This is a genomic window from Paenibacillus sp. VTT E-133291, assembly GCF_002264395.1.
Taxonomy (GTDB): domain Bacteria; phylum Bacillota; class Bacilli; order Paenibacillales; family Paenibacillaceae; genus Paenibacillus_AQ; species Paenibacillus_AQ nitricinens.
The window spans coordinates 34,913-61,656 of record NZ_NFVA01000040.1 but is presented as its reverse complement, the minus strand read 5'-3'; the positions used below and the strand labels follow the sequence as shown (position 1 = coordinate 61,656).

General features: G+C 45.6%; 25 protein-coding genes. All 25 read right to left on the bottom strand.

Going from position 1 to position 26,744, the window contains the following annotated elements; all coding sequences use genetic code 11:
* Positions 1-146 precede the first annotated feature (146 nt).
* Positions 147-1,667 carry a lysine--tRNA ligase gene (gene lysS / locus CA598_RS17005; protein ID WP_179085871.1) on the bottom strand — a complete coding sequence of 507 codons (1,521 nt, stop codon included), beginning with the start codon at positions 1,665-1,667 and terminating at the stop codon, positions 147-149.
* A gap of 157 nt (positions 1,668-1,824) precedes the next feature.
* Complete coding sequence (gene greA, locus CA598_RS17000; RefSeq protein WP_042183910.1) at positions 1,825-2,304, bottom strand: transcription elongation factor GreA; 480 nt, start codon at positions 2,302-2,304, stop codon at positions 1,825-1,827.
* A 201-nt stretch (positions 2,305-2,505) separates the two neighbouring features.
* Entirely contained in the window at positions 2,506-3,522 is a 1,017-nt protein-coding gene (gene dusB, locus CA598_RS16995; RefSeq protein WP_094877236.1) for a tRNA dihydrouridine synthase DusB, read from the bottom strand.
* Positions 3,523-3,562: 40 nt separating this feature from the next.
* Positions 3,563-3,757: a helix-turn-helix domain-containing protein gene (locus tag CA598_RS16990; protein ID WP_234540301.1), complete on the bottom strand. Its 195-nt coding sequence runs from the start codon at positions 3,755-3,757 to the stop codon at positions 3,563-3,565.
* Positions 3,724-4,275: a 2-amino-4-hydroxy-6-hydroxymethyldihydropteridine diphosphokinase gene (folK, locus tag CA598_RS16985; RefSeq protein ID WP_094871974.1), complete on the bottom strand. Its 552-nt coding sequence runs from the start codon at positions 4,273-4,275 to the stop codon at positions 3,724-3,726. Before folK ends, CA598_RS16990 begins: the two co-directional genes overlap by 34 nt.
* A gap of 11 nt (positions 4,276-4,286) precedes the next feature.
* The gene (gene folB, locus CA598_RS16980) at positions 4,287-4,649 is read right to left on the bottom strand and encodes a dihydroneopterin aldolase (RefSeq protein WP_094877235.1); all 363 of its coding nucleotides are present in this window, start codon (positions 4,647-4,649) and stop codon (positions 4,287-4,289) included.
* A 30-nt stretch (positions 4,650-4,679) separates the two neighbouring features.
* A complete protein-coding gene (folP, locus tag CA598_RS16975) occupies positions 4,680-5,537 on the bottom strand; it encodes a dihydropteroate synthase (RefSeq protein WP_094871976.1) in 858 nt (285 codons plus the stop codon).
* A complete protein-coding gene (locus CA598_RS16970) occupies positions 5,534-6,415 on the bottom strand; it encodes an aminotransferase class IV (RefSeq protein WP_094877234.1) in 882 nt (293 codons plus the stop codon). The genes folP and CA598_RS16970 overlap by 4 nt, the downstream gene beginning before the upstream one ends.
* A complete protein-coding gene (pabA, locus tag CA598_RS16965) occupies positions 6,412-6,993 on the bottom strand; it encodes an aminodeoxychorismate/anthranilate synthase component II (RefSeq protein ID WP_042123170.1) in 582 nt (193 codons plus the stop codon). Before pabA ends, CA598_RS16970 begins: the two co-directional genes overlap by 4 nt.
* The gene (locus CA598_RS16960; RefSeq protein ID WP_094877233.1) at positions 6,990-8,597 is read right to left on the bottom strand and encodes an anthranilate synthase component I family protein; all 1,608 of its coding nucleotides are present in this window, start codon (positions 8,595-8,597) and stop codon (positions 6,990-6,992) included. Before CA598_RS16960 ends, pabA begins: the two co-directional genes overlap by 4 nt.
* A gap of 388 nt (positions 8,598-8,985) precedes the next feature.
* Positions 8,986-9,924 (bottom strand): cysteine synthase A, encoded by a 939-nt coding sequence (gene cysK / locus CA598_RS16955; protein WP_042123166.1) that lies wholly within the window; start codon positions 9,922-9,924, stop codon positions 8,986-8,988.
* Positions 9,925-10,097: 173 nt separating this feature from the next.
* Positions 10,098-11,042, bottom strand: coding sequence for a peptidylprolyl isomerase (locus CA598_RS16950; protein ID WP_094871982.1), 945 nt, complete (start codon positions 11,040-11,042; stop codon positions 10,098-10,100).
* A gap of 8 nt (positions 11,043-11,050) precedes the next feature.
* Positions 11,051-11,935 carry an Hsp33 family molecular chaperone HslO gene (gene hslO / locus CA598_RS16945; protein WP_094877232.1) on the bottom strand — a complete coding sequence of 295 codons (885 nt, stop codon included), beginning with the start codon at positions 11,933-11,935 and terminating at the stop codon, positions 11,051-11,053.
* 47 nt (positions 11,936-11,982) lie between these two features.
* Positions 11,983-12,750, bottom strand: coding sequence for a type III pantothenate kinase (locus tag CA598_RS16940; protein WP_094871986.1), 768 nt, complete (start codon positions 12,748-12,750; stop codon positions 11,983-11,985).
* Positions 12,747-13,622 carry a carboxylating nicotinate-nucleotide diphosphorylase gene (gene nadC / locus CA598_RS16935; RefSeq protein WP_094877231.1) on the bottom strand — a complete coding sequence of 292 codons (876 nt, stop codon included), beginning with the start codon at positions 13,620-13,622 and terminating at the stop codon, positions 12,747-12,749. Before nadC ends, CA598_RS16940 begins: the two co-directional genes overlap by 4 nt.
* The gene (gene nadB, locus CA598_RS16930; RefSeq protein ID WP_094877230.1) at positions 13,612-15,228 is read right to left on the bottom strand and encodes an L-aspartate oxidase; all 1,617 of its coding nucleotides are present in this window, start codon (positions 15,226-15,228) and stop codon (positions 13,612-13,614) included. Before nadB ends, nadC begins: the two co-directional genes overlap by 11 nt.
* A 39-nt stretch (positions 15,229-15,267) precedes the next feature.
* Positions 15,268-16,206 carry a quinolinate synthase NadA gene (gene nadA / locus CA598_RS16925; protein WP_094877229.1) on the bottom strand — a complete coding sequence of 313 codons (939 nt, stop codon included), beginning with the start codon at positions 16,204-16,206 and terminating at the stop codon, positions 15,268-15,270.
* Positions 16,207-16,465: 259 nt separating this feature from the next.
* Positions 16,466-18,520, bottom strand: coding sequence for an ATP-dependent zinc metalloprotease FtsH (ftsH, locus tag CA598_RS16920; protein WP_094877228.1), 2,055 nt, complete (start codon positions 18,518-18,520; stop codon positions 16,466-16,468).
* Between the two features lie 108 nt (positions 18,521-18,628).
* Positions 18,629-19,168, bottom strand: a complete 540-nt coding sequence (hpt, locus tag CA598_RS16915; RefSeq protein ID WP_094871993.1) for a hypoxanthine phosphoribosyltransferase — start codon at positions 19,166-19,168, stop codon at positions 18,629-18,631.
* A gap of 46 nt (positions 19,169-19,214) precedes the next feature.
* Positions 19,215-20,657, bottom strand: a complete 1,443-nt coding sequence (gene tilS, locus CA598_RS16910; RefSeq protein WP_094877227.1) for a tRNA lysidine(34) synthetase TilS — start codon at positions 20,655-20,657, stop codon at positions 19,215-19,217.
* 35 nt (positions 20,658-20,692) lie between these two features.
* On the bottom strand, positions 20,693-21,631 hold the full coding sequence (locus CA598_RS16905; protein WP_179283689.1) for a serine/threonine protein kinase: 939 nt from the start codon (positions 21,629-21,631) through the stop codon (positions 20,693-20,695).
* Positions 21,621-22,367 carry a vWA domain-containing protein gene (locus tag CA598_RS16900; protein ID WP_042183866.1) on the bottom strand — a complete coding sequence of 249 codons (747 nt, stop codon included), beginning with the start codon at positions 22,365-22,367 and terminating at the stop codon, positions 21,621-21,623. Before CA598_RS16900 ends, CA598_RS16905 begins: the two co-directional genes overlap by 11 nt.
* Positions 22,368-22,909: 542 nt before the next feature.
* A complete protein-coding gene (spoIIE, locus tag CA598_RS16895; RefSeq protein WP_094871997.1) occupies positions 22,910-25,417 on the bottom strand; it encodes a stage II sporulation protein E in 2,508 nt (835 codons plus the stop codon).
* 343 nt (positions 25,418-25,760) lie between these two features.
* Complete coding sequence (locus CA598_RS16890) at positions 25,761-26,264, bottom strand: S1 domain-containing RNA-binding protein (protein ID WP_094871998.1); 504 nt, start codon at positions 26,262-26,264, stop codon at positions 25,761-25,763.
* A 124-nt stretch (positions 26,265-26,388) separates the two neighbouring features.
* Positions 26,389-26,724, bottom strand: coding sequence for an FtsB family cell division protein (locus CA598_RS16885; RefSeq protein WP_094872000.1), 336 nt, complete (start codon positions 26,722-26,724; stop codon positions 26,389-26,391).
* Between the last annotated feature and the right edge of the window lie 20 nt (positions 26,725-26,744).

Sequence of the window (26,744 nt, the reverse complement as noted above, 5' to 3'; positions counted from 1 at the left end):
GAGATTCATTGCAACACTTTTTTTCAAATAAATAAGTATTAAGCTATATATCCTCAAAACGATACCAGAACCTTTACCTTCTGATCAACAGTAGCCAAGGAGAACCGCCGCTAGACAGCTCCCCTGTGCTCATTGTTGTATAAATACTATTCGTTTGTACGGTTACGCATATGCGGGAACAGCAGTACATCACGAATAGATGCAGAATTGGTAAGCAACATGATCAAACGGTCTACACCGATTCCCAGTCCACCTGTAGGAGGCATACCATATTCCAAAGCACGGATGAAGTCATCGTCCATTTCATGAGCTTCGTCATTACCTTGCTCTTTCTCCTGGATTTGCGCTTCAAAGCGTTGTCGCTGGTCGATCGGATCATTCAATTCACTAAAGGCATTCGCATGCTCACGACCCACAATAAACAATTCAAAACGGTCGGTGAAGCGTGGATCCTCATCGTTTTTCTTAGCGAGTGGTGAGATTTCAACCGGATGTCCCATTACAAAGGTAGGCTGAATCAGAGTTTCCTCTACAAATTGCTCGAAGAAGGCATTAAGGATATGACCGAAAGACATGTGCTTCTCTACAGGTACACGATGCTCTTTTGCCAGAGCCTGTGCCTCCTCATCTGTCATATGAACACTGAAATCAACACCGGTTACTTCTTTAACGGCATCAACCATAGTTACACGACGCCATCCTGGTGACAGATCTACTGGCTTACCTTGATAGTCGACCTGTTGAGTTCCTAATACCTCTTGGGCAATATGAGCGATCATATTCTCCGTAAGGTTCATGATGTCCTTGTAATCAGCATAAGCTTCATACAGCTCAATCATAGTAAACTCAGGATTGTGACGAGTCGAAATGCCTTCATTACGGTATACACGACCGATTTCGTATACTTTTTCCAGTCCACCAACAATAAGACGTTTCAAATGAAGCTCAATAGCAATACGCATATAAAGCTGCATTTCAAGCGTGTTGTGGTAAGTGATGAACGGACGCGCAGCAGCTCCACCGGCAATCGCATGAAGTGTAGGTGTTTCAACTTCAAGATAGCCAAGTGAATCCAAATAACGTCGCATCGATTGAATGATTCTTGAACGAGCAATAAAGGTCTGTTGAACTTCTGGATTAATAATCAAATCAACATAGCGCTGACGGTAGCGCAGCTCTACATCTTTAAGGCCATGATATTTCTCAGGAAGTGGCAACAAGGACTTGGACAAGACTTCGAGATTATGCACTTTAATGGAGGTCTCGCCTGTTTTGGTTTTGAATACTGTTCCGCGAACGCCAATGATATCTCCTAGATCGAGAACATTGAACGCTGCGTATTGCGTTTCAGGAATGCTGTCTTGACGAACATAAAGCTGAATTCTTCCACTGAGGTCTTGGATATGCGCAAAACTGGCTTTACCCATAACACGTTTTGCCATAATGCGACCCGCTATGCTGACTTCAACAGACAGCTCGTCCAATTCTTCTTTTGAAAGTCCATCATACTTCGATACTAGGTCGCCAGCGTTAGCTGTACGCTCATACTTTTTGCCGAAAGGATCGATGCCAAGTCCTCTTAGCTCGTCCAATTTGGCACGGCGGATTTGCAAAAGCTCACTTAGTTCGTTCTCTGCATTCTCCACATTATTCATTTCCTCGGTCATGCTATTCATCCCCTTGCAGATATAAATCCCTTATATTTTGAAAAAAAAGCTTCCCTAAGGAAGCTTTCCCAAACAATGTTCCCTTATCTGCCTGTATACAACAAAACTACTTATACATTCGGCAGCACATCTATTTACAGACTATAAGATCTGTACACTACTTCATTCTGATATCGAGAATTTTATATTGAATAACGCCTGCAGGTGTATTAACGTCAACAATCGTGCCTATTTTCTTGCCGATGATGGCTTTGCCTACTGGACTTTCGTTGGAGATCTTATTATTCAGTGGATCGGACTCCGCTGTACCTACGATCGTGTATTCCATAGTGTCACCATACTCCAAATCTTCAACACTTACAGTAACACCGATACTTACCACATCAGTAACGATCTCGTCGCTATTAATGATGCGCGCGTTACGAAGCATCTTCTCCAAGGTGATAACGCGTCCTTCGATAAAAGCCTGCTCATTCTTCGCGTCTTCATACTCCGAGTTCTCACTGATATCTCCGTAGCCAATCGCTACCTTAATCCGTTCAGCAACCTCGCGGCGTTTCACAGATTTGAGGAATTCCAGCTCATCTTCCAGACGCTTTAGCCCGTCCGGCGTAAGGATGACTTCTTTATCGCTCATCTCAACCGATTCTCCTGTCGTATACATTTATTGAAAACACCATACTATATGCTAATCTAGGAGGATAAGAACCCTCCCTGCTGCATTGCACTTACTGTAACGGCGATTTTATACTGTGAAATTATATTGGAACCGCTACAAAATGTCAATGACACCACATATAAAGTGGGATGTGTTCAAAAAGCGTTAGGAAAATAACGTTTATATTACGGAAGCAGACATTACATTACCCTTATTCTCTTCTTCATGCTGTAGTTGAACGACAAAATCATTTAAAATCTTCACCATTCCATCACGTTCTGTCTCTAACATGAGCACATCCTTCACTCGTGCAGCAGATTTCAGGCCTTTTAAATACCAAGCCATATGCTTACGCATCTCCCGAACGGCTACTGCTTCTCCCTTAAGTGCAACCAGCCGATCCATATGAAGAATGGCAACCTTAATCTTCTCATCCAATCCAGGTTCAGGCATCAGTTCCCCGGTGCTTAAATACTGAATCGTACGGAACAGCATCCATGGATTACCTAACGCACCACGCCCGATCATTACGCCATCACAACCGGTCTGATCCAGCATTGCCCGGGCATCTTCAGGTGTGTTGACATCACCATTGCCGATAACCGGAATAGAGACCGCTTCTTTTGCCATCTTGATATAATTCCAATCCGCACGCCCCGTGTAAAGCTGCTCCCGTGTTCGTCCATGTACACTGACAGCTTTGCCACCGGCACGCTCTACTGCACGCGCATTATCCTCGACAAAAATATGTTCGCTATCCCAGCCAATCCGCATTTTCACGGTTACGGGTTTATCGACAACATCGACAACCGCAGAGACCATTTCATAGATTTTGTCGGGATTCAAAAGCCAGCGGGCTCCCGCATCACATTTAGTTACTTTAGGCACTGGGCATCCCATATTGATATCGATAATATCAGCATTGGTTTCTTTATCAACCACTTTAGCTGCTTGCACCAGTGATTCTCTATCCCCGCCAAAAATCTGCAAACTAAGCGGTTTCTCCCGTTCATCTACAAACAACATTTCGCGAGTACGCGTATTCCCGTGAATAATAGCCTTGTCGCTCACCATTTCCGCACAGACTAAACCTGTACCAAACTCTTTAGCGATTAGACGAAAGGCCGGATTGCACACCCCAGCCATAGGTGCCAGAACAACTTGATTTTTCATTTCAATGTCGCCAATCTTCAGCATTCGTATCACTTCCACTATTCCTATTTGAATTGCTTAAAAATTATGAGTCAGGGTTAACCAATTCTTCGGTTGTAACCCCTAGTACATTCGCAATTTTATCTAAAATTTGATCTTCCAAACGCCTATTTCCCCTCTCGACTGCGCCAAGCACAGCTAAGGAAATTCCAGTGAGATCCGCAAGTTCTTGTTGAGTATAACCTTTTAGCTTGCGGAATGCCCTGACCCTCCGTCCCATACGCTTGTTGTCCACAATCGAATTCCTTCCTTCCCGTCTATGTCTTGAAGCGCTGCTGTAATCAACTTGCGGAGTCCGGAAGTCTGTTCATTCTGTGGAACGATATCACTGAGCGGAAGCATTACAAATGCACGCTCAAACATACGCGGATGCGGTAACGTTAAATGCGGAGTATCAAGTGTCTGGCCCTCTACCCACAATAAATCTAGATCTACCGTTCTCGGTCCATAGCGAATATCCCGGATACGACCCAGCTTCGTTTCGATCCCCAGCATTACTTCCAGCAAGGTCTCTGGCGCAAGCGTCGTGCGCAAAGCTGCTGCCATATTAAGAAACTGCGGCTGATCTAAATAACCTACCGGCTCTGTCTCGTAGACTTTGGAGCAGCGAACTACCGATATTTCATCATGATTATTCAGTCTGTTCAAAGCCTCTGACAGCGTGCCTTCACGGTCGCCCAAATTAGCCCCTAAAGCAATATAAGCCTCTGATTCTTCAGAGGTGGAATGTATATTCATGGACTTTGTTCTCACTTTCTAGTTCTGCGCAGCTCCACAGTCACTCCCTGAAAATGAATGTCGAATGGCGGATGCGGTTTAGTTACCTTTACCGTTACTGCATTGATAACAGTATAAGTGTCCAGTACGGAGGATGCAATATATTCTGCCAGAGCTTCAATTAACTTAAAGGACTTTATTTCGACAATGTTTTTGACCAGTTCATGCACATCAGCATAGTTTACGGTTTGGTTCAAATCATCGTTCTGGCCCGCTCCCTGTAGATCGAGTTCCAGCTCCAAATCAATGTAAAAACGTTGGCCCAGCTTACGCTCTTCTTCAAACACACCATGATATCCGTAGTATTCCATTCGATGCAGTGTCATTTTATCCATCTTTAAACCCGCCCTTTTTATAAAATATCTTTATTCACGCACCAATGGAGGTGCAGCATACAACATCGCATCACACATCTTGACTGTTCGTTTTATTAGAGACACATCATGCACTCGTACAATTTGGCAGCCCTGAGCAATACCAAAGGCTACTGTAGCTGCGGTACCTTCCACAACATCATCAGCGGGTAAATCAAGTACGGTACGGATGAATTTTTTGCGTGAAGTCGCCAGTAACAGTGGATAGCCAAACTCAGTCAATCCATCCAAAAGCATCATCGCCTGCAAATTTTCATTACAATCCTTCGCAAAGCCGATCCCTGGATCCAAGATGATATTGGCTGGCTTCACTCCTGCGGCTAAAGCAAGATCAATACTTTCCTTAAGGTCTGCCGACATATCCGCACTTAGATTCGTATAATCACGGTCCTGCCGGTTATGCATCAAAATAATGGGACAGTCTGCAGCAGCTGCCACTGCCGCCATTTCCGGATCAGCCTTACAGCCCCATATATCATTAATGATATGCGCACCAGCAGCAATAGCTTGGCGTGCCACTTCAGCTTTGTAGGTATCTATAGATAACGGGATATGCGGTGCCGCTCGATGAATACTCTCGATGACAGGCAATACACGAGCTAATTCCTCTTCAAGCCCCACTGGTTTATGACCAGGACGGGTAGATTCTCCACCAATATCTATAATATCAGCACCGTCTGCGGCCATTTGTAGCGCATGTTCTACTGCTTTGTCCGGATCATCCCAAAGTCCTCCATCTGAAAAAGAATCCGGGGTTACATTCAGGATACCCATAATCAGCGTTCGATTTCCCAATTCCAAATCAGTATTTCCACAGCGGTATGTCCGCTTGAATATGGCTGGTCTCATTTCGATATTCCCGTCCTTTCTCTATAGAATAAAATCAAATCCGAAGTCATTCTGCCGCAAAGGCCATCGCCTACGGTGAATTTTTTATCTTTTTCCCAAAGCGTTGCGACCGGGACAATTTCTTGTACGGAATTGGTAAGAAATACTTCATCGGCTGTTTTCAACTGTTCCCAATGATATGCGCCTTCTTCTACCCTGATTCCAGCACTACGAGCGAGCTCCATTACCATTTCCCGGGTAATTCCCGGAAGAATCCCAGTTGAGATATCTGGAGTGTGGAGAATATTATTTTTTATAAAAAAGATGTTGCTGACAATGCCCTCTGCCATAACCTCTTGTGCAGTCAACATCAGTCCTTCAGCACCATTGGCCGCAGAGACATAACCTCTAAGCTCACGCTTGGCCAAAATATTATTCATATAATGCAGAGACTTGAATCGAACGGCTCCCTCCGGAGTGTTACGCCGTAAAGACAACAGTTGCAGATCTTTGCCTTCGCTATATATCTTTTCGGATACATTCGGCAGCGCTTTGATGTACAGCAAATGATTAGGTTCGCAATAATCACCTGCGGGTAATCCGAGAATATCTTCACCAGCGGTCACTGTATAGCGTATATAAGCTTCTTTTAATTCATTTTTATCCATTACACGCTGAATCCACTCCTGCAGCTGATCGACATCCTGCGCAAATGGAATGCCAAGCTCTTTGCACCCCTCTGCCATACGCTTCAAATGACGCTCCAGCAGAAAAGGCACTCCCCTATACGTACGAAAGGTCTCGAACAATCCTATGCCGTATAAAAAACCGTGATCCAGTGCGGAAACCACGGCTTGTCTTGCATCAATGACACCATTGTTAAATCCTATATATTTCATGCCGTTTCTCCGGCTCTCCGTTTCAAGAAATTACGCAGCATCGTATGACCATGATCCGTAATAATCGATTCCGGATGGAATTGCACACCTTCGATAGGGTATTCTTTATGGCGCAGTGCCATAATCTCCCCTTCTTCGGTCTCCGCTGTAATCTCCAGACAATCCGGCAGACTCTCGCGCTCTACAATCAAAGAATGATATCTTGTTGCTGTAAAAGGAGACTCCAGACCTTCAAATACCGACGTGCCCTTATGATGAATCGGGGATGTCTTTCCATGCATCAAACGCTCTGCACGAATAACATTCCCACCAAATGCTTGGCCTATCGCCTGATGCCCTAGGCATACACCGAAGATCGGAATAATACCTTTGAAATGATGTAACAATTCCAAACTGATCCCCGCTTCATTAGGTGTACATGGTCCTGGTGAAATTAAAATATGATCGGGAGCCATTTTTTCAATTTCTTCAATGGTAATTTCATCGTTGCGGTGTACTTTAACCTCTTCCCCAAGTTCACCTAAATACTGTACGAGGTTATACGTAAAGGAATCATAATTATCGATGACCAAGATCACAGTGTTTCTCCCCCTTCGGCGCCAATGGCAGTTAGCGATTCCTGCTGTAGTTCACTACAGCGTACTGCCTTCACTACCGCTTTGGCTTTATTATGGCATTCACGGTATTCACGGTATGGATCAGAGTCGATCACGATGCCCGCACCTGTCTGAATATATCCGACTCCATCCTTTACAGCCAGTGTTCTAATAATAATATTTAATTCCATATTTCCGTTATAGTCAATAAAGCCCATAGATCCTGTATACGGCCCACGCCGAACCGGCTCCAGCTCTTCAATGATTTCCATTGTTCTTACTTTGGGCGCACCTGTAATCGTTCCCCCTGGGAACAATGCTGCGATTACAGCATAAGCATCCTTATCCGGTGCGACCTGGCCCTCTACCTGTGAAACGAGATGCATCACATGAGAGTAGCGTTCCACCGTCATCAGCTCAGGCACGCTGACGGATCCATATGCCGCGACACGCCCGATGTCGTTGCGCTCCAGATCGACAAGCATGATATGCTCGGCGATCTCCTTTTCGCTCCCGCGAAGCTCCGCCTCCATGGCGGCATCCTCCGCGGGAGTCAGGCCCCGGCGCCGGGTGCCGGCGATTGGCCGGGCGCTCACTTTGTCCCCGTGCAGCTTGACGAGCAGCTCCGGTGAAGCGCTGGACAGCGCGAAGCCGGGCGACCGTAAGAGCCCCATGTACGGGGACGGATTGAGCCCTCGCAGCCATTCGTAAACATCCTCCGGCGAGGACGTCAGCTGCGCCTCCTGGCGCAGCGAGAGGTTCACCTGAAATACATCGCCTTGACGGATGTATTCCTGAACGTCCAGCACGGCCTGCTGGAACTTCTCAGGCGAGAAGGCCGAGGTCATACCGGGCCACTCTCCTGAGGAATCTGTGAGGGCCTCAATGCTACTTTTGATCTCTTCGTTCAATCCCGAAGCAGTGGATACCAACTGCCACTGCTCTACCATTCGCCCAGCCTGTTCTATAGCACCGAGATAAAGGTTCTGCAAATCCTCCATCCCACATTCTGCTGGAACCGGGACGTGAACAGCACAATAAAGCACATGCTCTTCGTGATCATAAATCCATACCTCATCCATCCTCATAAAGAGATAATCAGGAAAACCGGGATCATCTTGTGCAAGAGACGGTAAACGCTCCAATGAACGAACCACATCGTACCCTAGAAATCCAATACATCCACCGGTAAAAGGGGGAATACCCTGAACGTTTAGACTTGGCGAGGTGAAGCCTGACATCCATTGCTGTAGCAGTTCTAGCGGCTGACCTAGCAGCGTTGTAGTCTCATGTGAACCCTCATCGGCTGTATGAACCAATGATTCGGGAAAAAGGCTAAACACCTCAGCACCTTCTCCCTTGCCCTCTAATATTGATACAGGATTTAACCCTAAGTACGTATAGCGGCCACCCTTGCCACTCTCCAACACTACGGAGTATTCAGAAGCTAGTTCCCAGGCCTTCTTCCAGGATGCGGGCAATTCCCCCGAGCACTTGGGTGATTTTATAATCAAGGGGAACATGCTCCAGTCTTCAGCTGCCCATTGTTCCCACTCATGCCATGTCGTTATGATTTCCAAAGCCATCCTCCTAAAAGTTTTATGGAGCAATTACATCATAGACATCACTACGCAATAAAACTCACTTCGTAAGCATTCACTTAGTTTTGTCTAGCACAACTTACAGTTTAATCTTCGGGACAAAACTCGCTTCGTAAGCATTCGCTTAGTTTTGTCTAGCAACTACTTATTATTAATCATCAGTAGTATATTGCCTGTCAGTATACTGTACTTAAGGTATTATTGAAAAGCCCCCAGCTATAGGAAATTATTATGGCTTTAACTCTTCAGTAATACCACGTCTAGATCGTCATATATCCACAGAACCTTTTGCCCATATAATCAACGAAAAGAGTCTCCATCACCACCAGAAAAGTGGTATGAAGACTCTTATAGATTACGTTATTGCAAACAATTACGCTTCGAAATTATAAAGTGGTGTGCTCAGGTAACGTTCACCATTACTTGGGATGATGACAACTACCTTCTTGCCAGGACCGAGGTCTTTAGCAACCTTAAGTGCCGCAAATACTGCTGCACCGGAAGAAATCCCAGACAAGACGCCTTCTTCTTTAGCTACACGGCGTGCAGTTTCAAATGCTTCATCGTTCTCAACATGAATGATCTCATCATAAATGTCCTGGTTCAGGATTTCAGGAATGAAGTTTGCTCCGATACCCTGAATTTTGTGAGGGCCTGGTTTGCCTCCTGCCAAGATAGGAGAAGCAGCAGGTTCCACAGCATAGATCTTCACGTCAGGATATTTACTCTTCAGCACTTCACCTGCACCCGTGATCGTTCCACCTGTTCCGATACCTGCAATAAAAGCATCCAGTGGGCCACCGATGGACTCAATAGCTTCAACGATCTCAGGTCCAGTAGTCTCACGGTGGATCTTCACATTCGCTTTATTCTTGAACTGCTCCGATGGGAAATAGCTTGGGTTTTCTTTCAGAATTTCTTCCGCTTTCTTAACCGCACCATTCATGCCTTCCGATCCTGGAGTCAGAACTAATTCTGCTCCGTATGCACGAAGTAGATTACGGCGTTCCAAGCTCATGGTTTCCGGCATTACGATAACTGCCTTATAACCTTTAGCCGCAGCCACAAGTGCCAAGCCAATACCAGTGTTACCACTAGTTGCTTCTACAATTGTACCTCCAGGTTTCAGCAGACCTTCACGTTCAGCTTCTTCAACGATGCTGATTGCGATACGGTCTTTTACGCTTGATCCTGGATTCTGATATTCTAATTTCAAATAAATATCTGCGGAGCCTTCCTGTGCCAGACGATTCAAACGAACGAGCGGAGTACCTCCGATCAATTCTGTTACGTTGTTAACGACTTTAGCCATGAGCAAAAACCTCCTTAGAATAATAATGCGATATAAGAACGTAAATTGTGACTTTACTCTTCTGTATGTGTGTCCCTATTATGCAATAATAACTGCTATAAAGGGGTGTAGATATTAGACTACCGTTAGTTATTTCCGACTAAAACGGTAGGTTTTACATTAATATCATATTATCAATCTTGCAGGCTGTTGTCAATATTTATTGCCACATCATATTTCGTGCGCAAATCACTCTCCACTTGTTGTAAAGAGGGGGCTTGCTCCAAAGCCAGCTCTTGACGTACCAGCGCCCGAATTTCCTTTTGGTCCGGTATATTTTGTGTATGAATACTCTCTAGTCGAATGATAGCGAAGTCGTCCTCTGCCTGAATCGGCCCCGCTATATCACCTTCATCCAAACTAGCAGCTGTCTTAAGCAGTCCCTCCGGCCAAAAAGGGTCATCTTCCTCTACTTTACCCAAACGTCCTCCTTGCTGCCGACTCTCTGCATCAATGGAAACTTCCCTGGCTAAATCAGCAAAATTCTCGCCCTGCTCCAAGCGATCCATTACTTGCTCGCCTTCATCATAAGATGCAACCTTAATCATGGAGAGTTCCAATTCCCTTTTGGGCGTGAAACGCTCCGTATTTTGGTCTAAATAAGTATCGATATCAGCTTCCTTAATCGTAATACCATCAGTAGCTATTGCTTGTAAGGTTAGACGATAAGCCGTTTCCGCGAACACTTCCTGACGAGATAACCCCAGCTGAGACTGCATTTGAGCATAATACTGTTCTTCCGATCCGTATCCAATCATAGTTCGTGCAAGTTCTTGTTCAACCTCATCGTCGGTCACGGTAATCCCCAGAGCCTTTGCTTCCATCTCCACAACAATATGATTAATCATTCCAACCAGCACTTCGTGCCCATGCTTTTTTTTGAGCTCATCCATCCACTGCTTATCTGTTATCGGTTGTCCGCCTGCAGTCGCTGCATCCGGTGTTTCGTTTTCTGTTGTATCTCCTTTTAGAAGTGCCATTGCACGTAAGCTCCAGAACAATAGACCCCCGAGCATTAAAGTTGCAACAGCCAGAATAACAACCGTATTGCGAAGTGCACGTTCCTGTCTCGTCATCATCCCATGCCCTACGATTTCGCTTGTTCTAAAATGACCTGTAATTCGTCCTTATTAAAAACATAAGCCTCGTTGCAAAAATGACATACAACTTCAGCCTGCTCATCTTCTGCAATTAATCTCTCCAGTTCATCTTGCCCTAAGCTAACCAATGTCTGCTCTACCCGCTCACGCGAACATTGACAAGCAAAGTTAATATCCATTTCATCCATAACTATCGCATCCGGCAAAAGAATACGCAGCATTTCTTCTGGCTCTAGACCCTGATCAAGAAGTGTTGTCACGGAAGGCATAGCCCCTAGAGCTTTTTCGATCTCCGTAATCTCCGCATCCGTCAGTCCTGGAAGAAGCTGCACGATAAACCCTCCGGCTACAATCACTGACTCATCGGTATCCACTAATACACCTAAGCCAACTGCAGCTGGGGTTTGTTCAGAAACAGCGAAATAATAAGTGAAATCTTCCGCAAGTTCTCCGGAGATGATAGGAATACTACCTCGATAAGGTTCTTTCAAGCCTAAATCCTTTATAATATCAATGAACCCTTCAGTGCCTACGGCTCCAGCAACATCCAATTTCCCCATACTATTGCTAGGTAAGTGAATGTGAGGATGATGTACATAACCGCACACTTCTCCCAACGCATTGGACTCCGCAACGATTTGCCCGATCGGTCCATCCCCTTTAACCATAATGCATAGCTTCTCTCTTCCTTTGAGCATAGCGCCCATCATGGCTGCAGCGGTAACTGTACGTCCAAGTGCGGCTGTAGCCGTTGGATACGTATCATGTCTGCGCCGCAATTCCTCGACCAATTCTGTTGTGCGGACAGCAAACGCTCTCACTTTACCATTCATAGCCGTTCCACGGATAAGTCGATCCTTCTTTTTTTCCATTGGGTGCATAGTCCTCCTATCTCATCGCCCTTTAGGCTTCTTTATCTTTATTGGTTACGGTCATAAATAATTCGTAATCCTTCTAGTGTTAACATAGGGTTTACTTCGTCGATACAATCCGTCTCCCCCGCAATTAGCGAAGCAAGCCCTCCAGTAGAAATAACCTTCAGTTCCGGAGCATTCATCTCGATTTTGATACGCTTTACAATCCCCTCCACTTGGCCTGCATACCCAAAAATAATACCAGCCTGCATAGCGTGAACTGTATTACGTCCGATAACCTTTTTAGGCTTCTCTAACTCAATTCGCGGCAGCTTCGATGCTCGCTGATATAAGGCCTCTGTAGAAATAACAAGACCCGGAACAATCGCTCCTCCGAGATAATTAGCTCCTGCATCGATACAGTCGAAGGTCGTAGCCGTACCAAAATCAACAACAACAAGCGGACATTTATATTGCTCAATCGCAGCAACTGCATTAACAATCCGGTCTGCACCAATCTCACGCGGATTCTCATAACGAAGATTAAGTCCCGTTTTTATCCCTGGCCCCACGAGTAACGGTTCTTTACCTATATATTTTATACACATATCTACGATAGTCTTAACCAGAGGTGGAACTACCGAGGATATAATTACGCCTTCCACATCTTTGACAGAGATCCCTGACATCTGAAAAAGATTGTGTATCAGCACTCCATATTCATCCACGGTGGATTGGCGCGCAGTACTTAGCCGAAAATGATGCAACAATTCGCGCTTTCTGTATACACCGAGAACAATATTGGTATTACCGATATCTACAGCAAGCATCATGATGAGGACCCTTCCTTCTTGGCATTAAGGTCTAGACTAATATCCAGACTGGAGAAGGAGTACGTAAGGCGTCCTACAGAAATCACATCCACACCTGTTTCTGCGATCCCGCGAACCGTTTCTAACGATACATTGCCGGAGGCCTCTGTCTTGACATGTGGAGCTTTAGATTTAATCCTGGCCACCGCTTGCTTCATCATCTCGTTAGACATATTATCAAGCATAATAATATCAGCACCTGCTGCCAGTGCCTCTTCTACTTGCTCTAAATTCTCAGTCTCCACTTCAATACTCATCGTATGTGGAATGTTCTTCCGAGCACGGCCTACCGCCTGCCTAATCCCACCTGCACCTTTGATATGATTGTCCTTGATCATAACCGCATCATATAGACCAAAGCGATGGTTAAAGCCTCCACCAACACGAACTGCATATTTTTCCAGCATACGATGTCCTGGTGTAGTCTTACGTGTATCGACTAGACGAGTCGGTAATCCAGCGAGCACCTGTACGAAAGATGCGGTACGTGATGCAACACCCGAAAGGCGCTGCATCAAGTTCAGTGCAAGCCGTTCACCTGTAAGAATTGCGTGTGTGCTACCCTCCACCTCGATAATTACAGTCCCTTTTGTCACTGCTTGACCTTCTTCTACAAGGGCTGTAAAGCTAAGCGTAGGATCAACAATTTCAAAAACCAGCTCTGCAATCGGGATACCACAAATGACGCCATCTTCTTTAGCATGAATAATCCCTTTAGATTCATGGCCAACAGGTATCGTCATCTGTGTTGTTACATCCCCGGAGCCAACATCTTCCCGCAGCCAAGCCTTGATGGATTGTACTAGTTCTTCATTGTAACCATTAAACATCATCGCTTAATTCCTCCACTATTCCCAGATCGCGAATTTGAAGCAGGTGCTTGCGCCACTGATCATCACTTCGCTGCGGGTAATCCTCACGGTAATGTGCCCCGCGACTCTCTTCCCGTGCTAGAGCAGACTCTGTCACGAGCAAACAGCAGGTCAGCATATTAGCGAACTCGTATTCCTCGCGTTTAGTCAATACCGATCCAAAGATGGGTAGCTGCCGTTTCAATTCTTCTATTCCCTTAGACAAGGTCTCTTCATTACGTCGTAATCCAGCATATCGAACCATTACCTTTTGTAGCTTCAAACGGCGTTCCACAATAGCTTGCGTTGGCAAATCAACACGCCCTTCGTTACTACTAACTGATAAAACATCACGTCCAAGCGGGGATAATTTGCGAATCCGCTCAATAATACGATGCCCAAAAACAACTGCTTCCGATAATGAATTGCTTGCTAACCGATTAGCACCATGTACGCCCGTGGAAGAAACCTCCCCGCAAGCAAACAAGCGAGGTATCGTACTTTCCCCATTCAGATCGGTCTTAATGCCCCCCATCATATAATGTGCAGCTGGAGCTACTGGAATCCAATCACTTGTAATATCCAGTCCATAGCCCATACATGTCTCATGTATTGTAGGGAAACGATGCTTCACCATTTCCGGGGATTCATGCGTAATATCCAAATAGACAAACGTTGATTTTGTAAGCTCCATTTCACTTACAATAGCCCGAGCTACAATATCTCGTGGAGCTAGCTCAAGCAGCTCATGATAACGCTCCATGAACCGCTCTCCATTAATATTGCGCAACACTGCTCCTTCCCCTCGAACTGCTTCGGAGATTAAGAATCTAGGAGCTCCAGGATAACTTAATGCTGTAGGATGAAATTGAATAAATTCCATATCTCGTATATGAGCGCCGGCACGGTAAGCAATGGCTACCCCGTCGCCTGTAGCTACTTCAGGGTTAGTAGTGTATCTAAATAATTGTCCTGCACCACCAGAGCACAAAATAGTCGCATCCCCTTGCAGGAATAACCGTCCGCCGCCGGGACGCTGCAACAATGCGCCTACACATTCTCCACCTTCAGTGATGAGATCAATGACATAGTGATCATCCCACACCTCAATGTTCTCATGTTCAGCTACCTGTTCAGCCAAAGCACGAACAATCTCGTAACCTGTAGCATCTCCATTAGCATGCAAAATACGACGGTGGCTATGCGCTCCTTCCTGCGTCAAAGCCAGTACCCCATCTTCCTTATCAAAAAGAGTACCTAAACGAATTAGCTCATGAACTCTATCTGGTCCTTCATTAACAAGTGCATCGACAGCTGTGGATGAGCAAAGACCTGCTCCAGCCATTAATGTATCCTGCCGGTGATAAGCAGGGGAATCGTCCTCAGCTATTACAGCTGCGATCCCCCCCTGTGCATAGCGAGTATTACTCTCCATTACTGATTTCTTTGTGATCATAATGACACGCCGATCTTCACTAGCTTTAATAGCCGTGAACAATCCGGCAATCCCTGAACCGATAACAATACAATCTGTTTTTACTTTAGGAATATCCCAAAGATCAAAATCAACCAAATATTGTGGAATCATGACCGCGTTTCACCTGTTTCAACGAAAGAGTAGCGCATACTACCGGACTTGTAGCATGCGCTCTAGGGAAGTTCTGGCTTTGTCGGCGACAGCAGGCGGTACATAGATTTGTGGCTTCATCGTCTCCAGGCATTTCACCAGTTTTTTTAGATTGTTAACTTTCATATTAGGACAAACAAGAAATTTTGTAGCAAAATGGAATTCTTTATCCGGACTATCTTTACGAAGCTGATATCCTGTACCGTCTTCAGTCCCAACAATAAACTGCTTGCGGTCTGATTTCCGGCAATATTCGAGAATGGATGTAGTACTACCCACATAATCACCCATGGCTACTACTTCCGGACGACATTCTGGATGAACTACAAATTCTGCTTCTGGGTATTTCGCTCTCATTTCTACTACATCTTTAACGGTCAACATGTCGTGAGTGTTGCAGTAGCCTTCCCAGATAATCAGTTTTTTACCGGTCTGATCTTGTACATATTGGCCAAGATTCTTATCAGGTACCCAGATAATTTCTTCAGCATCGAGGGATTCGATTACTTTCACGGCATTTGCAGAGGTACAACAGATATCAGTCTCCGCTTTAATCTCTGCAGACGAGTTGATATAAGTAACCACTTTAGCATTTGGATGCTGTGCTTTCAGCTTACGCAAACCGTCTACATTGACCATATCAGCCATTGGGCAACCTGCACGTTCATCAGGAATAAGGACGGTTTTATTTGGGGCCAGAATTTTAGCACTCTCCCCCATGAAATGAACACCGCAGAATACAATAACCTCTGCATCTGTCTCCGCAGCCTTCTGAGCGAGTAAGAAAGAGTCGCCCCGGAAATCGGCAACCTCCTGAATTTCATCACGTTGATAATAATGAGCTAAAATAATTGCGTTTCTTTCCTTTTTAAGCTGTTCAAGACGTATCCGAAGTTCTAGATTCTGTTCCTGCTTGCGCTCAAGTGCCAGAGCTTCCACCGATTGTTCTCCCCCTTAAATCTTCGCGGCTTTAAGCCGGCGCGATGTTATCAAATGGCATGAGCCATCATGGTGAAAAAATGAACATACTGATATGAATAGTAAGTAATATTAATCACTAATGTACACAACGTTCCAGTCTCTGTCAATGTAACTGGACAGGCTTTAAGGCTCAAAATCCCTTAAAAATTAAAATAAAAAATCCGGAGAACAGTTACGTTCTCCGGATAAATTTACATCATATGAATCGTGAGACCATTTAGGTAAGGCTAGTGCCGCCACCTTTGTTGTTATCGTCGGAATCATCATTACCCTCAGAATCAGGGTTATTCGGGATATCCTTCGATAGATCGGGGATTGTGGACTGTGCATCCTCAGGTTTGCCTTGAATGCGAACTTTCACATCACCGATATTATCAATGACTGGTTCACCAACTTCAAGTGCAACACCTTCACCATCCTTAGCTTTACCATCTTCGGAAAGGAAGCCTTGTTCAATCAGTTCTTTGATCTGATCAAGCTCAAGTGTTTCCTTCTCAAGTAAGGTATTGGCAATCAAGTGCATTTCTTTAGAGTGTTTGAGCAATAGCTCTTTACAACGCTCGTAGCTCGAAGTAATAAAGTTCTGCATTTCTTGATCAATCTCATAAGCAATGGAATCACTATAATTCTGCTCATGCCCAATATCACGACCCAAGAATACTTGACCTTGAGAAGATCCGAACTGCATAGGTCCAAGCTTATCGCTCATACCGTACTCCATAATCATGGCACGCACGATGCGCGTAGCCTGTTGGAAGTCACTGTATGCACCCGTACCGATCTCGCCAATAAACAATTCTTCGGCAACACGTCCACCAAGTAATCCAGTAACCTTATCCAAAAGCTCCTGCTTCGTAACGATCATCCGATCTTCCTTCGGAAGCATGATAACATATCCGCCTGCACGTCCGCGTGGGATAATAGTAACTTTATGCACCATATCGGCATGCTCTAGGAAGTAACCAGCTATAGTATGACCTGCTTCATGATAAGCCACAATACGTTTCTCGCGGTCACTGATAACACGACTGCGTTTCTCAGTACCTACGATAACACGGTCGATGGCTTCATCGACTTCAATCATGGAAATATCCTTACGGTTACGACGCGCAGCTAGCAACGCCGCCTCATTTAGCAGGTTCTCCAGATCCGCACCAGTGAATCCAGTTGTACGTTTTGCAACAACATCCAGTCTTACATCTTTCGTAAGAGGCTTGTTACGAGCGTGAACCTTAAGTACAGCTTCACGGCCTTTTACGTCAGGGCGGTCAACCGTAATTTGACGGTCAAAACGTCCTGGACGTAGCAATGCAGGATCAAGTATATCAGCGCGGTTAGTTGCCGCAACAATAATAATGCCTTCGTTACCACCGAATCCATCCATCTCAACCAGCAATTGGTTAAGTGTCTGTTCGCGTTCGTCATGTCCGCCACCAAGTCCGGCGCCACGTTGACGACCCACAGCATCAATTTCATCAATGAAGATAATACATGGAGCATTCTTCTTGGCATTCTCGAACAAATCACGTACCCGAGAAGCACCGACACCCACGAACATTTCCACGAAGTCAGAACCGGAAATACTGAAGAAAGGAACACCAGCTTCACCTGCTACTGCACGTGCAAGCAATGTTTTACCTGTTCCCGGAGGACCTACAAGCAATACACCCTTAGGAATACGTGCACCGACAGCTGCGAATTTGCGTGGATCTTTCAGGAACTCAACAACTTCGACAAGCTCTTGCTTCTCTTCGTCTGCCCCTGCAACATCCTCAAAGCTAATTTTCTTCTTCTCTTCATTATATAACCGAGCCTTGCTCTTGCCGAAATTCATGACTTTACCGCCGCCACCTTGCGCCTGGTTAAACAGGAAGAAGAACAAGATGAACATAATGACTAGCGGGATAATAGAAGAAAGGAATGTCAGCCAAATGCTGGTACCTTCCATTTTCTTCTGAGTTAATTCAATCCCATTAACATCACTGGCTTGAATCAGCTCATTAATAGCAGCATCTGTTGGAGGAATATATGTGGAGAAGCTCTTCGATTTAGTATCGGCAGGCAACTCTCTATATTCGCCTGTAACTAAAAAGGCATTACCCTCAAACTGAACCGTCAAATCCTTCACATTGTTGCTCTTGATCTCCTGCCGTAACTCGTCGTATCTAGGGAAATCGGCGGCTTCATTTCCATTGCTCACAAACTGGACAATACCCACCACGACTAAAAATAAAATCAAATAAAAACCAGAATTCCGGATGAACCGATTCATCCCCTACCTCCTCTCGCAACACTCAAGTTATTGTACCATAGCCTCTTGGGACACCTCAAATAAAGGAAGCCAAGGGTGCCCGATCCGTAGATCAAGGCAATCAATAGTTCAATTGGAATAAATCTCAGGCTTCAGTACTCCAACATATGGGAGGTTCCGATACCGCTCGGCATAATCCAATCCGTAGCCTACTACAAATTCGTCTGGCAACACGAAGCCTGTATAGCTGGCTTCCAGATTAACCGTACGACCTGAGGGCTTATCAAACAAGGTAACCACATTGATAGAAGCAGCATTGCGGTTGCGGAGCAGCTCAATCAAATAGCTGAGCGTAAGGCCACTGTCAATAATATCTTCAACGATCAAGATATCACGGCCTTCTACCGATACATCTAAATCCTTAATAATTTTGACAACACCAGAGGACTTGGTGGAAGCTCCATAGCTAGAAACTGCCATGAAATCCATCTCAACAGGTACTGTAATGGCTTTAACCAGATCTGCCATAAATATAAACGCGCCTTTTAGTACACAAATGACTAAAGGGGTACGTCCTGCGTATTCTTCGCTCAGTTTTTGGCCGAGCTCCTTAATTTTCTGCTGAAGTTCCTCTTCGGTGATCAAGACTTCTTGAATATCATTTTGCAACTTGCGAAACCTCCTAAGTTATACTATGAAAGACTTACATCGACCATTACGTTTCTTCACGGTCATCCAGCTCTGCTAGAGACAATAGAAGTATCGAGGTCGTTTGCCGCCCTACTGCGGCATGCATCGAGCGTCTTACGCCCGGAATCCAGACGATATTGCCCAAACCATCACAAACGAGGGGGATCATTGAGCGTTCAGCAGCAGGTATTTTATCATCAATATAAATATCTTTTACCTTTTTGCTTCCGTTTAATCCCATGACTCTTATGGTATCTCCAGGCAATCGGGAACGAATCGTTAGTGGAAAGACCAGTTCATCACGGTCAAACCAAGCCGACATCTTCCCATAATCCTCCCCCTGTACAAAAAAGTTTTCTCTCTCCAGCACCGCCATCGACATCACCTTACCTATTTCCTCCAGCTTAAGCTCGGAGTCCGGTAAAAACAGACGATATGTATAGCTTGCCTGTTGCTGCGCGGGCTTGGACGAGAACAAGATGATATCGTATTGCCGCACACAAGTCAGGCCTCCACCTAAATCCAAACTCCAGGTGGTGGGATAGCTCTGCAGCGTTCCCCGACGTACAGATTCAATCTTGGAGAAATCAAGGGCAGATAGATCCGCCGACAGATAATTTAATATTAGTTTAATCAAACGCCGTTGTAAAGCGGAGGGTGTGGCCGCAAATGAAGCTCTGTTAAAGGTATATTTCCCTTCCCCTTCCGAAACCAGCTCCTCAAAGCATTTTACCGCAGATGCCTCCATATATTCATCCTCAGCTCCTGCAATTTCCGCAAGCTGCACAAGTGACTGCCTCACTCTGCTGCTATACCTTTCCAGAAAAGGAAGAACCTCCAATCGAACAGCATTCCGCTTGTATTTGGTCAGCAGATTAGTCGCATCCTCGGCATAGGTGAAACCTTCATTCTGACATAACCCAAGAAGAGCCGTTTTGTTAATACGTAGGAATGGACGAATGAGTTCCACCTTTTTTTCTGTTCTTTTCCACTTGATACCCGACAGCCCCGATAAACCGCTTCCTCGCAATAGACGCATAATCACTGTTTCTGCCTGATCATCCGCATGATGAGCCAGAGCAACGGAGCGTGCCCCATAACGGTGTGCGGTATCAATCAGAAATTCGTATCGTTTCTCGCGTGCTGTCCCCTCAGGACCGAGTCCACTCTCTTTGACCAAAGAAGGAATATCAAATTCGGCCAACTCAAAGGGCAGTCCCAATTGTTGAGCCATACCACGTACTAGCTCTGCCTCTTCCTTAGACTCCGGTCTAAATCCGTGATTCACATGAGCGCATATTAGGGTAAGTGGCATAACGTTTAAAGCTATTTCATGCAAAACATGCAAAAGAGCCACAGAATCCGGGCCGCCGGAAACTGCGACTACAATGGTGTCATGGGGCGCCCACAGCTCGTGCTCGGCTGCTGACTCCAATACTGACTCCACCAGTCCATTCATTTGCTCCATATGCGGCCCCCCTTCTCTCTACTATATGTATAAGTTCAAAACCGAAATACCCAATAAATTGTAAAGGCAAGTACGAACAAGGATAACCCAAAAGCATTTTTGAGCCAGCGAGGTGTGTCCATACTATCAGGACGCTTTCTACGCGAATTGTAAATATGGTTTCGCCAGAGCTCTGTAGCATCTGCGGAACCGGAGAAACCTCCTTTTAACGCCAAACAAATCCAAGAGGATAGTTTCTTGTCGGGTAGATTTCTAGCCAGCTTAAACAGCTCATCTACACTTCTTGTCTGCGGCAGCTGTAGCGCAGCTTTCTTGAGCCCCTCTTCATTCAAAAGACGGAGGCACAGTACTGCAAAAGCGAATAGATCATAACCCTCATCACTCGTACGGCTGCCTGCGTTCCAAAAGCCACGGTCATGCCATTCAGTAAACTGCTTCACACTGCGACCCATAGGACTTGTACCCCCAAAGTCGATCAGCTCCACTTCGCCATACTTTGATACCATGACGTTCTCCGGCTTCAAATCCCCGAACACAAAACCGCATTCATGCAGTGTGCGCAGCTTATCAAGCAGACCAAGCCCAACCAGGCCTAACCAGTCGGGACCGTTTTTCGATAAAAAATGATGCAGAGGTTTGCCTTCAACATACCTCATTACATAGAAGGGGACATTATCCCCGTTCGCAAAATCATCCGCTTCCAAAAAATAAGAAGACAATGGATTCTCACGACGTGCACGATGTTCATTCCGTTTTCGCCGTGATTGCAGCGAGGTTAGTACATTGATCTCCGATTGAAGTTCAAGTGTATCGTATCCGATTTTTAGCGCGTACCTTTCCCGTCTGCCTTCTCTTTGCACAAGATATACGGTTCCGTTCGCGCCCCTTCCCAGCATCCGTTCAACGACATAACGGTTACCCCGCCATTTGCCGTTAATTAAGGTACCAGTAGGATAGGACGGATTAGACGACATACCCACCAATCATCCCTTCTCTTTCGTCGTGGTCATCACTTAGTCGGCGTCCACGATGTTCATCCAGTGTATCATAACGATAATGTTCAAGCACCTTGAAAATAGCTGGACCCGTCGGTGTCGCGCCTCTCATGTGTAATTTAGAGAATAAAGTACGAATACCTGACATGTCATGGGTCCAATCTAGATCAAGCTTGGCATCTTCACTGCTGTTATTTCCAGGATAATGGAACACAGCGATCTCACTTTTACCTTCCCGTGCTTCCAAACTTAGCGCCAAATCGCGGATAGCATCTTCCACGGCACCCAATTTAGGTTTCATACTAGCACTGGCATCGATAAGAAGTGCAATGCGCAGCGGTGTTGTTTCTGTCAGTTCATCTACAACTGTAACAACCTGTGAACGTTGAACAGGAGGTAACTGATCCAGTGAGCCATCGCCTAGTATCTTTTTTACCTCTTTATTAACCGCCTGCTGGATCGTCTGAACCACGGTCTTGCGTGTCATCATTTGAATCGTCTGCGCCAGTTGTGGCGTTCCGACTATCCGGCTAAGGCCTCCCCCGGCCTTGGCAATGTCGGCAATCTCCCGGCTTCCGAGTTCGCCGATCGTACCATAATCAACTACACCAACCACATTTACGGTGATTCCCTCCTGCAGGGCATGCGCCGCTGCCAACACCGGACTTTCTCCTACATTCGAACAACCGTCAGTAATGAGCATAATTTGCTTCATAACCCTCAACTCCCCCTTTGTTTGAACCTCTGTTTCTAGCATATCCAGAAATGAGAGATTTCAAACGGTCGATATTAAGTGGGGAAATTTAGATCAAAATAGAGGGGTTAGTGAATAGGGGAACTGCGAGAAATGTTTGGGCTTTCGATCGCTGTTATTATTTGATTTCTCTATTAAAACCGCCCTCTGCGGTTGAAATCAAATAATAAAGGCGAACGCTCCGCTTCTACAGCTCCAAACTTTCTCTCCGTTCCGTACCTTCACTAGTAAACAGTTTAGATCTAAAAAATTACGCTCCAAAGTCAGCGAACCTTTGAAACGTAAATAGTAGAGGCCGGCGAGTTACACATCACAGACTCGCCTCGACTTCCAAGCACGCACGACGCTTCGCGCGTACTTAAACCTCCTATAGCAGCACGGCGCATTGCGCTCACTGCAAATATATAGGCAACACGACACTTCGTGCGTGCTTAAACATACAAGCAATACGGCGCTTCGCGCGTACCCAACATTAAAACCTACTAAACCTAAACCTAAAATAACTAGCTCACCGTACGCGGACGCTCCATTCGCCCGACACCAGGCATATGCAGGCTGGACCACTCTGGGTGGAAATGATCTACACGACTTACGACAATGGTCATGTCATCATGGATCTCATTGCCCTGATAACGGATTACCTTATCTAACAGATTATCCGCCAAATCTTGAGGATCATCCCCCTCAAGCTCTTGGATCAACCGTTTCATCCATATCTCCTTATTAACGGCATATCCAGGCGCATCATAAATACCATCCGTCATCATAATCAAAATATCACCCGCCCGAAGCTGCATGCTGATCAGATCCACATCGATATCTTTAATGATTCCTATAGGCAGATTGCTAGAGGTTATTGGAATAACCTCACTACCCCTGCGGATAAAGCTCGGTGCGGAAGCAATCTTCATAAAAGTTGTCTGCGCGGAATACTGATCGATTAAAGCCATGTCAACGGTAGCATAAAACTCGTCAGGAGAACGTAATAAGAGAATAGAGTTTACCGACTTTACAGCCAGCTTCTCATCCATACCGGATTGCAGTAGCTTTTCTAACATGCCGAGGGCGGCACTACTCTCCATTCTCGCCCGCTCACCATTTCCCATTCCATCACTAATGGATACAGCAAAGGTGCCGTTTCCAAGCTCTACGGTACTGAAGCTATCGCCAGATAGCATATCTCCGCCTTTAGAAACAACGGCCACTCCTGTGTTTATCTCAAAGGCTTTGGCTGAACCGAAGGTAACCATCGACAATCCTTCCCGGGGATGGACTGCCGTCTCGCTCATGACAGCAATATTCTCATCTAGTATGTCAGAAAGGAGCGGAGCGATCATTTTACGGCATTCATCAAAACCACGAGTATAGGCATGTACCACCTCTATTTCTACACGCCCAGGATCTAAACTTAGGATTTCGATGCTATGAATAGACAACCCTAACTTCTCCAATGTCTCACGGATTTGAGCTTCCTGACGATACATAGCCTGTCCCTCGCGTTTTATTTCACGCGCTAGATCCTCCATAACCTGTGACACGCCCGATAACTGCTCGGCAACAAATTGACGACTATCGTATATTTGTCTTTTCCATCGCATATCATGTTGGTAAAGATCATATTGTCCTTTCATGACTTCAAGCACTTCGCCAGTTTTACCGCAAATCCGGCTCCATTCCGGAGGCAGCTGAGCTGCCGTAATATCAGGGCATTCCTCAACAGTAGTCATCATATCTGTCATGTATCTATACGTCTGATAGAATTTTGCATCCCAGCAGTGGGAACGCCGAATGCATCCTGCACAGGCGCCCTCTGTCACCGTACTCATGAAATCCTCCATCTCACGGTCTGACTTCCCTACTTCTCCGGCACGTGGAATCTGCCCAAAGCTGCTCGACAGCTGCTGGAATACCTGTGAGAATTGCGTCACCCGTTCTGCTGTTAAATCTCTGACCCTTCGCGCATATTCGTGTTGAGTTCGGCTATGATCTGACGTGCCCGGAACATATTTAGCAATGGCAGATATCATCGCCTTAGGCGTTATAAGAAATAGCACTACAGCTACGCAGGTTTCCCATGTCGAGGCCATCATATCACCCGGACCCGTAAAATAGACGGAAAGGATCGTGGATCCTAGCAACATCCCGATGGATACTGCACCTTTTCTACCCCCCTGCATCATTCCCGCTAGCATTCCAGAAAAAGCAAGCAGGCTCATCTGATAGATGGCACTGATATCCGCCAAACTGAGAATCAACCCAGTCACAACCCCGACAGCCGCACCAAGTGGAGCCCCCCCTGCCATAGCGAACAGTAGAATTAAATATCGTGACAATATATGTTCTAAAGACAAACCATTAAGGGTCCAACCCACAAGACCAGTCATTACAGAGGCAAGCAAGATAATAAGGCATAGAACCTCTTCGTTCCTGAGCGCTCTACTCTTTTGCTTATAGGTTAGTAGAGGAAGCGCTTGAATGAAGACCAGTGTAAGTACAAAGCCTAATAAAGCATCTAGTGTTATCATCATAAGCGGATACCAGGAAAGAGACGGTCCAATAACGATCTGGAACAGACCAACCATAAACGAAGACACGAACACCATCAGTGGTGCATAGGACAAATCTATTCGTTCATAACTTTCCAGCCCTTTGTAGACTAGATAGAAAATAATCAGTTCAGCAGTAGTAACTAAAGCTCCGGGGAATGGAGTGAAGAGACTTCCAGCTATAATCGCTGCAGCCACAGGTAAAATGGAGTCACGACGCATAAACACAATGACGGCGAAATATGCGACAGCAAAAGGGGATAGCTCGTCCAAGATCATGGCTCTACCCAGCAAAAATCCCATGAAACTGAGCAAAACCATCCATTTCTTCGCGGCTATAAGCTGCATATACCGCTGTTTCTGAACCCAAGCTGTAATGCGCGTACGTAAGGCTTGTCTTTGTTTCTTATCTTCACTTCCCACTCTTGTCCACTCTGGCAAATTTACCACATTGCTTTTACTCATTCCCCTACACCACCCGTTTAAGAATTTATGCTACTCATTATATAACCGGAGATTTGAGAAAGTTTGTCAAAAATGGAGGGACACACATAAGAAATTTCCGACAAAAAAGCCTTCATTCATGATCTGTAAAAAAGTGGTTCTATCCCTTGCGGGACGGTAGGTTGATTGGTTTCAAGATTGTTTGCAACGTAATTTCACGCGCTAACGCGGCGGTCATTCGTCAGCGATTGCCCTAGAGTTATGTGAGAATGACATGGATGCTGTCGGCAATTTTATATGACATGACAAAAAAACCGCAAGGGCGAAATGCCCCTGCGGTTATTTATGATGTACAGGTATTGGATTATACGCGTTTAGCTCCACGGCCTCCGCGCTTTCCTTCTGTGTTCTTCTTAATCGAAGATATCCGTTCTTCGCTGTCTTTCAGGAATCGCGACATTTTATCCTCGAATGAAGGTTTACCGGCTGCAGGCTTAAATGGACGCCCACCCCGTTCACGATTGAATCCACCGCCGCCTCCACCACCACTGCCGCCACCGCCGCCGAAACGGTCTCCGCCGCTAGGACGTTCTGGTCTTGGAGCTCTAGGCGGACGTACTTCCGATGCTGGCTTGTCAACAGCCTGCTTAATGGAAAGTCCGATCTTGCCGTCCTTATCGACGTTGATCACCTTGACTGTTACTACATCACTAATCTTCAGATGATCGTTAACATCCTTGACATAATTATCGGCGATTTCCGAGATGTGAACGAGACCTGTGACACCTCCTGACAGATCCACAAATGCTCCGAAATGCGTGATGCCTGTCACTTTGCCTTCTAACTTGGTGCCCACTTCAATTGCCATAGAATAAAATGATCCTCCCTTAAAAATATACAGACGAATATTAAGGTCATCCTGTCTGCGGTGATTTGATTATACAGTAAAGAGCAAAGCAAGGCAACAGAGTAAAAGCCTCTTTTAGCCGCTATTATTGCTCTGATTGCTCTGTTCGAATAGGAGTTTCCCCTTGAGGATAGATATTGTACCATTTACGTGCTAATTGGCCAATATACTCGTCATCATTAAGTCTGGATAATTCATATTTTAATTGAGTTAAAGATGCCATGACATCCTCACTAGTCTCCTGTTTCTTTGCAAGCTCCTTGCCCTTGTCCGCAATGACCGCGCTTTGATCGAAGTAAGTATAACCCGCCCAACCAAAAAATATTGCCACAAAGACAATCCACATAAATCTTCTTCTCTTCGCGCCTGCGGCCGAATTTTTGCTATGATTACTCTTCTCTTCCGCAGTAAATCTGTTCATGTAACGTACCCCCTAATTCA